Here is a 6115-nt window from a genome sequence, read left to right as displayed (position 1 = left end):
GCCCTCGCGATGCAAGGTACGCACATGGCGGAAGGCTTGGCCGACATAGGCCGAGATCACCGCGTCGCGCTGCCGGTCCAGGATGCCGGAAAGCACCAGCGAGCCGCCGAGCCTGATATTCCGGGCCATCTGAGGCGCGAGCCGCATCAGCGGCCGGGCCAGGATGTTGGCGACGATCAGGTCGAAGGGCGCGCGCCTGGCGAAGATCGGGTTGTGGAAGCCCGGCGCCGTCACCGTTTCGACCAGCGCCTTGACATGGTTGAGGCGGGCGTTGGCGGCGGCGACGCGGACGGCGACCGGGTCGATGTCGGTCGCCAGCACAGGAATATGCGCGAGCTTGGCGAGCGCGATGGCAAGCACCGCGCTTCCCGTTCCGAGGTCGAGCGCGTTGCGCGGCCGTTCGCGCAGCACCACCTGCTCCAGCATTTCGAGGCAGCCGGCGGTGGTGCCGTGATGGCCGGTGCCGAAGGCAAGGCCTGCCTCGATCTCGATGGCGAGATCACCGGCGTGGCGCTTGGCCCGATCATGCGAGCCGTGGACGAGGAAGCGGCCGGCGCGCACCGGCTTCAAGCCTTCCAGCGAGCGCGACACCCAGTCGATGTTGGGAAGGGTCTCGCGCTCGACGGGCTTCGACAGGCCGAGGTCGGCGATAATAGTCCTGACCCGCGCCTCGACGGGATCGACGTCGCCATCGGCATAGAGCGACACTTCTTGGATGTCTTTTTCCTCGTCGAGCTCCAGCACGGCGATCGGCAGGCCGTCATCCTCGAAGGCGGCGTCCAGCGCCGCGAAGATGCGGTCGGCCTCGAGCTTGCTGGCGGTGAGGTGCAGCCTGGTCTGGCCCATCAGAAAGACTCTTGCTTGAACATGATCCTCTCCGAAAACCGGTTCCCACTTTTTGCGGTCGCTGACCTTCGGTTCGGGATCATGTTTGCCCGCCGGCAGCCAGCCGCTTCAGCTTGGCGACGGCGGTGTCGGCGCTCTCGCCATAGCCGATGGTGCCGGCGAAATCGCCCTTGGCGTTGAGCAGCAGCACCGAGGCCGTATGGTCCATCGTGTAGTCGCCGTCGCCGGTGTCGACCTTCTTCCAATAGATACCGAAGGCCTTGGCCATGGCATGCACCTTGTCCGGATCGCCGGTGATGCCGGTGATGCGGTCGGAGAAGTTGCTGACATAGGTGTTCATCGTCTCCGGCGTATCGCGCTCCGGATCGACGGTGACGAAATAGGCGTTGAGGTTCTTGCCGCTGTCGCCCATCGTCTTCAGCCAGCCGGCCAGCTCGAACAGGGTTGTCGGGCAGACTTCCGGGCAATGGGTGAAGCCGAAGAACACGACGCTCGGGTGGCCCCTGAAGGCGGCTTCGGTGATCGGCGCGCCTTTCTGGTCGACCAGCGTGAAGGGCGCGCCGAAGGGCTCGCCGCCATAATGGCCGCGGTACCAGTCGAACGTCAGCCAGCCGATGCCCGCCGCCATCAGGACGAGAATGCCGACCAGGATTGAACGCATCATCAGTGAATGTCCGTCGTGATTGCCTTGGGGCAAGTTTGGCGACACTCTTAGCGGGTCTGCGCCGGGCGCGCAAAGATGCCGCGTTGCCGCAAGCAGAGATCCAGGTGGGGCACAAACACCGTGTCGGGCGGCTTGCAAACGCCACGATCTTGTCCCACCTGACATCGGCAAACGCCAACCCAGGAGGCACTTTTGCGAAAACTGATCGGCTTGTTCGCCGCATGTCTTGCTCTCAGCGCCGGCGCGGCCATGGCCGACGAGGTGGGCAAAGTGGGTGTCGACTGGGTCGGCAACGACATCATGATCGACGCCATCAAGGACCCGAAGGTCGACGGCGTCACCTGCCACGTCGCCTATTTCGACCGCAGCATCATCGACCGGCTGCATAAGGGCAACTGGTTCGAGGATCCTTCCGATTCCTCGATCTCCTGCCGCCAGACCGGGCCGATCACCATCGGCGACATCGATATGGGCGAGGGCGGCGAGGAAGTGTTCAAGCAGGGCCTCAGCCTGATCTGGAAGAAGCAGGTGGTGAACCGTATCTACGACAGGAAGAACGAGACGCTGATCTATCTGTCGCATTCGCGCCAGGTGCAGAACGGCTCGGCGAAGATGTCGGTCACCACCGTGCCGCTCTACGGCCAGAACGTGGTGTGGACCAAGGGCAAGCCGCAATAGTTTCCCGAGACAGGCTTGGCCGGGGGGCAGGTCGCGCTTGCGGGGCCGTCCCCGCCGGCGTAAAGCCCGAGCATGGACCGTCCTGAAAATCTCGTCCTCAAGGGCCCCGAGCCGCGCATCCATCCGACCGCGGAGCTCAAAGGCTGCAAGCTCGGCCGCTATGCCTCGATCGGCGAGCGGGTGATCCTGCGCGAGGTGAGCGTCGGCGACTTTTCCTATTTCGAGCGCCATTCGGAAGCGATCTACACGACGATCGGCAAGTTCTGCGCGATCGCCGCCAACAGCCGCATCAACGCTCTCGAGCATCCGATCGAGCGGCTGACGCAGCATAAGGTCAGCTACCGGCCGAACGAGTATTTCCGCTGGCTGGGCGTCGACGCTGAATTTCGCGCCCGGCGGCAGGCAAAGCCGGTCACTGTCGGCCACGATGTCTGGATCGGCCATGGCGCGGTCGTCATGCCGTGTGTCGCGATCGGCAACGGCGCCGTCATCGGCGCCAATGCCGTGGTGACGCGCGACGTCGCGCCCTACACGATCGTCGCCGGCGTTCCGGCGAAGCCGTTGCGCGAACGCTTCTCAGCGGCAATCGCGGCGCGTATCGAGGCCCTGGCCTGGTGGGATTGGGCGCCGGAGAAACTGGCGAGCGCAATCCCCGACATGCAAGCCGTGCAGATCGAGGCCTTCCTCGATCGCTGGGAAGGCGGTACTCCCTGACACACAGAATGCCGTTGAAAGCACAACGGCGCTGTCTGGATGTTACGCTTCTGTCGGGAGTGGCGCCCCTTCCGCCATGCGGGGGTGGCGCGGCGGAAGGGGCTGGAGGCAAACCGCGTGAAGCGGAAGGAACAGGCTTTCTGGCCTGCACCGGCATTATCGCAAGCAAACCGATAAGGTGTTTCTTCACGCGCCTGCGCTTCTGGCGTGTGGCTGATTGCAGCCCCGTCCCGTCACGAAAATTCGACCCTTTGGAACCCGATGCGGTGGCTGCTTGTTTCTTCGCAAATGCCCGCGCGTCCACGGTTTTTGAGGAATTTGCATGATCGAGAAGGCTTTTACCTGGATGGCCAACCGGGTGGCGCATCTGGCCGGCCTGCCGCCGACCTTCGCCATCTGCGTGCTGATCGTGGTTGTCTGGGCGGCAAGTGGCCCGATCTTCGGGTTTTCAGACACTTGGCAACTCGTCATCAACACCGGCACCACCATCGTCACCTTCCTGATGGTGTTCCTGATCCAGAACACGCAGAACCGCGACGGCGCGGCGATCCAGGCCAAGCTCGACGAGCTGATCAGGGTCAGCCGCGCCCACAATCATTTCATCGGCATCGAGCACTTGACGGAATCCGAGGTCGAGGAGATCCGCGCCAAATGCGAGGCGGCGGCGAAGCGGCACGACCGCAAGATCGCCGAAACGGCGGCCAACAAGGTCGTGGCCGGAAAGAACGGCACGAGGCATGCGGCCAAGACCACCGGCGCGGCCGCAAAGAAGCCTGTGGCCGGGAAGAACAGCTCAAAGAAGAAAGCGGCTGCTTGAAAGGGCCGTCAGCGGTTCATGAAGGCCGCGAAGGCGTCCTTGTGATCGGGATGCCAGCGCGACAGGGCAGGGCGGTTCTCGATGATGTCGCCGATCGCCCAGGCCATGCGCTTTTCATCCGTCGGCCGCGCCACCTCGTTGTCGGGGCACAGGATGTAGAAATCGCCATCGACGAGCGATGCCAGCATGAAGTCGATCACCTGCTCGCCGGTCCAGGCGCCGGCGGGCTTTTCCGTCGCGCCTTCGGTCAGGCCGGTGTAGGTGAAACCCGGGATCAGCAGATGCGCCGACACTTTCGCCCCAGGTTCGTTGCGCAGCGCGTGCGCCAGCCCTTCGGTAAACGTCTTCACGCCGGCCTTGGAGACGTTGTAGGCGAGGTTGCCGGGCGGCGTGGTGATGCCCTGCTTGGAGCCGGTGTTGATGATGAGCCCCGGTTTTCCAGCTGCGAGCATGCGCGGCGCGAAGGCCTCGGTGCCGTGCACGACGCCCCAGAAATTGATGTCCAGAAGCCGCTTCCAGGCGTCGCGGTTCTCCCAGGGCTTACCTGGATTGTTGCCGACGCCGGCATTGTTCATCAGCACCGACACCGCGCCGAAGGCGCCGTAAGCGAGGTCCGCCAGCCGGTCGACCTCTTCGGCCTTGGAGACGTCGGTGGGGATCGGGAGGACGGCATCCTTCCCGGCGATCGCGGCGACAGCCTCCGTCGCCTGGTCGAGGCGCACGCTACCGATATCGGCGAGCACCGTCTTCATGCCCATCGCCGCGAACCGTTTCGCGGCGGCGAGGCCGATGCCGCTGGCGCCGCCGGTGATGACGGCGACATTGCCCGAGGCGAAAGCTGGCAGGGCGGTCTGGATTTCGGCGTCGCTGGTCATGGTTTCCATCCTTGTTCGGGTCGCGCCGAACTTAACGCTCGCCGCCGCTGAGGCAAGGCTGGTTCGTCCCGATGGGCGATCGCGAGGCCGCAACGGTTGACGACTTACAGTCGCAACGGGTTGACCATCGCTGTGCCTGCCGCGCATGCTGTCCTGAAAAAGGAGCTCGGTATTTGACCGACTGGATCGGAATCCTCAAAGAGCAGACCGCCAATGGCGACGAGATGGGCCGCGAGGTGCCCAAGATGCTCGCCAATCCCGATATCAGCGAGACGCAGGTGAAAACGCTGTTCGCGGCGCTGGAGAAGCAGGCGGATTTCGCCGAGAAGCTGCGGCTGGCGCTGGAGAAGTTCGGCCATGACTTCCCGATCATCAAGGCGGCCGAGCGGCTGGAGGAGCGCTATGCCGACCTTGCCGCCTCGGTGGCCGAGAAGCTGAAAGCGATGCGGAAATAGGTTTCTATTTTTCGATCAGCCTCTCGAACCGCTTGTCGGGCGCAAACCAGATCGCCGCCACAAGCACGTAGATCGCCACGCTGATCCATTGGTTGAGAAAGCTGAGCAGGACGGCGGCGATGTAGAGCGCCAGAGAAATCTTGCCCTTGCGATCCTGGCCCACGGCCCTGGCGAAGGTCGTTTCGGCGCCGTGCAGATGGCGCAGCTTGATGACCAAGATGTTGTAGGCAACGGCGCAAAGCGCCAGGTCGAAGCCATAGACGGCGACCGGCACCGGGGCGAAGTGGTTCTCCCCCATGAACGCGGTGGTCACCGGCATCAGCGACAGCCAGAACAGCAGGTTCATGTTGGCCCACAGCACGCGCCCGTCGACGCGTTGCACGGTGTGGAACATGTTGTGCAGGTTGTTCCAGTAGATGCCGACATTGATGAAGGAGAGCACGTAGCAGAAGAAGACCGGCCACAGCGGCAAAAGCGCGGAAAAATCCTCGCCATGCGGCACTTTCAGCTCCAGCACCATGATGGTGATGATGATGGCGACGACGCCATCGGTGAATGCCTCGACCCGTCCCTTGCCCATGATTCTTCCCTCGCTTTGCGTCGACGTTAAGGGAGGATGCCGCGGCTGACCATCCTGCCAGAACTGTCAGGAGGAGATTCGCAGGGTGGAACGGCGCTATTATGTAGGCGTTGGGCTTGCAACCCTCGGAGGTCGCCATGAACAGCTACGCTCAAACCATGACGCGTGACCATGAGCTTGGCGGGAGGACCGCGAAGGCCGCCGTCGCCGCCATGATCGCCGCGCTTTTTGCCGGCAGCACCGCGCTGACCCCGCTCTACATCATCTACAAGCAGGCCTTCGGCTTCTCTCAGGTCACGCTGACGCTGGTTTACGCCGTCTACGTCGTCGGCAATCTGGGGGCGCTGCTGTTTTTCGGCCGGGTGTCGGATGTGATCGGTCGCCGTCCCGCCGCGCTCGCCGCGATGGGGATTGCCGTGGTCAGCGCGTTGTTTTTCCTCTTCGCCGAAAACCTCGCCTGGCTCGACATCGCCCGCATTCTGAGCG

At 63.7% G+C, this 6115-nt stretch carries 9 protein-coding genes; 5 read left to right on the top strand and 4 right to left on the bottom strand.

Annotated elements, in window-relative coordinates:
- Positions 1-846: 50S ribosomal protein L11 methyltransferase (locus EOA28_RS21715; RefSeq protein WP_128315243.1), on the bottom strand; the 846-nt coding region annotated here is incomplete at its 3' end.
- Between the two features lie 79 nt (positions 847-925).
- Positions 926-1510, bottom strand: coding sequence for an SCO family protein (locus EOA28_RS21710; RefSeq protein WP_127252591.1), 585 nt, complete (start codon positions 1508-1510; stop codon positions 926-928).
- 249 nt (positions 1511-1759) lie between these two features.
- Between EOA28_RS21710 and EOA28_RS21705 the strand changes: the two genes are divergently transcribed.
- The 3 genes from EOA28_RS21705 (at position 1760) to EOA28_RS21695 (ending at position 3719) form a co-directional block, all read left to right on the top strand.
- A complete protein-coding gene (locus EOA28_RS21705; RefSeq protein ID WP_108702807.1) occupies positions 1760-2188 on the top strand; it encodes a CreA family protein in 429 nt (142 codons plus the stop codon).
- Between the two features lie 72 nt (positions 2189-2260).
- Positions 2261-2902, top strand: a complete 642-nt coding sequence (locus EOA28_RS21700; protein ID WP_127252592.1) for a DapH/DapD/GlmU-related protein — start codon at positions 2261-2263, stop codon at positions 2900-2902.
- A 322-nt stretch (positions 2903-3224) separates the two neighbouring features.
- Positions 3225-3719, top strand: coding sequence for a low affinity iron permease family protein (locus tag EOA28_RS21695; RefSeq protein ID WP_189342130.1), 495 nt, complete (start codon positions 3225-3227; stop codon positions 3717-3719).
- Positions 3720-3727: 8 nt separating this feature from the next.
- Here EOA28_RS21695 and EOA28_RS21690 read toward each other — a convergent pair whose 3' ends face one another.
- Positions 3728-4594 carry an SDR family NAD(P)-dependent oxidoreductase gene (locus tag EOA28_RS21690; RefSeq protein ID WP_127252593.1) on the bottom strand — a complete coding sequence of 289 codons (867 nt, stop codon included), beginning with the start codon at positions 4592-4594 and terminating at the stop codon, positions 3728-3730.
- Positions 4595-4767: 173 nt separating this feature from the next.
- Here EOA28_RS21690 and EOA28_RS21685 point away from each other — a divergent pair, with 173 nt between their 5' ends.
- Entirely contained in the window at positions 4768-5049 is a 282-nt protein-coding gene (locus EOA28_RS21685) for a hypothetical protein (protein WP_126060116.1), read from the top strand.
- 4 nt (positions 5050-5053) lie between these two features.
- Here EOA28_RS21685 and EOA28_RS21680 read toward each other — a convergent pair whose 3' ends face one another.
- On the bottom strand, positions 5054-5629 hold the full coding sequence (locus EOA28_RS21680; RefSeq protein WP_126082023.1) for a TMEM175 family protein: 576 nt from the start codon (positions 5627-5629) through the stop codon (positions 5054-5056).
- A gap of 137 nt (positions 5630-5766) precedes the next feature.
- Between EOA28_RS21680 and EOA28_RS21675 the strand changes: the two genes are divergently transcribed.
- Positions 5767-6115 (top strand): MFS transporter (locus EOA28_RS21675; RefSeq protein WP_128315242.1); only part of this gene is annotated, 349 nt, incomplete at its 3' end.

The sequence above is a fragment of the Mesorhizobium sp. M2A.F.Ca.ET.067.02.1.1 genome, assembly GCF_004023285.1.
Classification (GTDB): domain Bacteria; phylum Pseudomonadota; class Alphaproteobacteria; order Rhizobiales; family Rhizobiaceae; genus Mesorhizobium.
This window is presented reverse-complemented; position numbering and strand designations above follow the sequence as displayed.

Coding starts and splice junctions, on each gene's coding strand:
- EOA28_RS21705 (WP_108702807.1), top strand. CDS start 1,760: ATGGCCGACGAGGTGGGCAAAGTGGGTGTCGACTGGGTCGGCAACGAC.
- EOA28_RS21690 (WP_127252593.1), bottom strand. CDS start 4,594: ATGACCAGCGACGCCGAAATCCAGACCGCCCTGCCAGCTTTCGCCTCG.
- EOA28_RS21695 (WP_189342130.1), top strand. CDS start 3,225: ATGATCGAGAAGGCTTTTACCTGGATGGCCAACCGGGTGGCGCATCTG.
- EOA28_RS21700 (WP_127252592.1), top strand. CDS start 2,261: ATGGACCGTCCTGAAAATCTCGTCCTCAAGGGCCCCGAGCCGCGCATC.
- EOA28_RS21710 (WP_127252591.1), bottom strand. CDS start 1,510: ATGATGCGTTCAATCCTGGTCGGCATTCTCGTCCTGATGGCGGCGGGC.
- EOA28_RS21680 (WP_126082023.1), bottom strand. CDS start 5,629: ATGGGCAAGGGACGGGTCGAGGCATTCACCGATGGCGTCGTCGCCATC.